This is a genomic window from Chitinophaga sp. (genome assembly GCF_036569125.1).
Taxonomy (GTDB): Bacteria; Bacteroidota; Bacteroidia; order Chitinophagales; family Chitinophagaceae; genus Chitinophaga.
The window spans coordinates 1-2196 of the sequence record NZ_DATCRF010000106.1; the positions used below are offsets into that span (position 1 = coordinate 1).

Annotated in this window: 3 protein-coding genes; all 3 read right to left on the reverse strand. The window is 50.7% G+C overall.

The features are described 5' to 3' along the window. A partial coding sequence (locus VIM87_RS03730) for a hypothetical protein (protein ID WP_331995672.1) occupies positions 1 to 663 on the reverse strand: 663 nt, incomplete at its 3' end. Positions 664 to 740: 77 nt separating this feature from the next. Next, positions 741 to 1367: a response regulator transcription factor gene (locus tag VIM87_RS03735; protein ID WP_331995673.1), complete on the reverse strand. Its 627-nt coding sequence runs from the start codon at positions 1365 to 1367 to the stop codon at positions 741 to 743. 46 nt (positions 1368 to 1413) lie between these two features. Continuing rightward, positions 1414 to 2196, reverse strand: a 783-nt coding sequence (locus VIM87_RS03740) for a sensor histidine kinase (RefSeq protein ID WP_331995674.1), incomplete at its 5' end; no start/stop codon positions are given.

The window sequence follows — 2196 nt, forward strand, 5'->3', positions numbered from 1 at the left end:
CGCGGGCATTGATTCCATTTGCACACCATCCTCATTCGGTCCCCAGTCTGTAAAAGAAGTACCCACCAATCCAAAATGAAATGCCGGGGTAATAGTAACCGACGAAAACTCAAAATTCACACCTGCTGCGCCATTGAACAATAGCACATATTCATTCCAGCCGTCCGTATAGCTTAGATAAGGCAGGGAGGCAAACTCGCCTGCATCTTTACCATTATTGTGCAAAAAAGTGAATTGCGGGCCTAAACCTACAAACGGCGCAATACGTACTTTACCGCTTACCGGTAAAGGATATACGGCTTTAAGCAGCACATTGATACCGGCGGCTTTGCCGCTGCCTGAAATTACATCGTCATCGGGCAGCCACTCCCCTTTTGCCTTGCCGGTGATACCCAGCAGCAGGTCGCCACTGAGATCAAAATGTAGGGGACCTGCTTTAAACAGCGACTTTTTTTCAATCGACAGTGTGATCATGTTGCTGTTAATGCTGTGAATGGGATAATTGTCGTGCCAGGGAATACCATCATAGCGGTAATAGTACCAGTTGGTTTTGTAGTGCATGCGCGCAAAGCCAATACCGGCGTACCATCCGCCGCGGTTATCTGTTTGCGCCTGTAATACAAAAGGAAAAAGCAAAAGCAAGAAGAAGAAGATCGGTTTCATATGCTGGGTTTTAAAAGTTTTGATGGTTCAAAACTACCCAGCGGGCGAAGGCTGAACAATAGAACAATGGTTATACGCTATTTGCGGGGTTGCCCGAATACTTTGTTCAGCGCCTCTGTACGGTTCTGCACATGCAGGCGCTCGTAAATGTTGTGGATGTGCTGGCGCACCGTGCCGGTGCTGATGTGCAGCTGTTCCGCGATCTCTTTATACAACAACCCTTTGGCTAAGAGGGTCAGCACTTCCATTTCGCGGGGTGAGAGCGGCGAAGGCTCCGGCGTACGATGAAAAGAGGCTACCACTTTGCGCGCTATGCTGATGCTCATGGGCGATCCGCCTTCGTGCAGCTCCTTTAGCGCGGCAATGATCTTGTCCGGGGCGGTATCTTTTAACAGGTAGCCGCTGGCGCCGGCTGCCAGCGCTTCAAATACCTGGTCGCTGTCCTCATAAATAGTGAAGATCATGAACTGCATTTTAGTGCCGGCCGCTTTTAGCTGCCGTATGCAATCCACGCCGGTAGCGCCGGGCAGCGCAATATCCATGATCACCAGGTCCGCGGGGTCGGCTAACAGGCCTTTACAGGCTGCTTCTGCATTGTCGTATACCGAAAGGCAGCTGAAGCCCGGTGTTTGGTTCACCAGGAAGCGCATGCCTTCGCGTATTTCCGTAATGTCTTCCACTATGCTTACCTGTATTGGTTCCATGTTATAAAATTGATCTATTTACCAGTATCCTGGTATATAACAAAAGTTATAGAGGCGCTGTTAAGTATACGATGGTGCCTTTGTCGTTTATTATCTGCAGGGCGCCGCCTACCTGCCGCATGCGCCGGTCCATGTTTTTCAAGCCATTACCAAAGGGAGCGGTGGCTGCAGCCTCAAATCCACGGCCATTATCCTGTATTGTTATGCCAAGCCCGTTGTTAACGGTAATGGTTATATGTACTGCTGTGGCGCCGGCATGTTTTATTATGTTATGTACCGCTTCCTTAGCTGCCAGGTACAGGTTGCGGCGCAGCTCCTGCTGAATAGTTATGGCGGGAATGTTTTCCGGCATATGAAACTGATAGGCTAATCCTGCGTTTTCCAGCGCTTCGGCAGTGTTCACCCTAATGTAGGCAATAAGGCTGTCCAGCGAGTTCTGCTCCGGGTTCATGGTCCAGATGATCTCATTCATTTTGCGTACCAGGTCTGCGGCGGTGCGCTGAATTTTAACGGCAGCTGTTTCCGGCTCGCGGATGCTGCGGCTCAGGAATAACATGGCGGTTAACCCGGATCCCATATCGTCGTGCATTTCCTGGCTAATGCGCTGCCGCTCCTGCAGCTGCCCTTCCAGCAAGGCTTTCAGGCGCACATTTTCCTGCCCGGCCTGTAATACCTGCTGTTTTTGCCGGTAATAACGGTAGGTGAGCAGCAGCAATAAGCATAAGATCAGGATGCCTGCAATGGCGGCTGTTAACCACAAACGCTGGTGCAATGCCTGCCGGTCTTTTTCCAGCAGCTGGTGCTGCTTTTTCTCCACTTCGTATTTGGT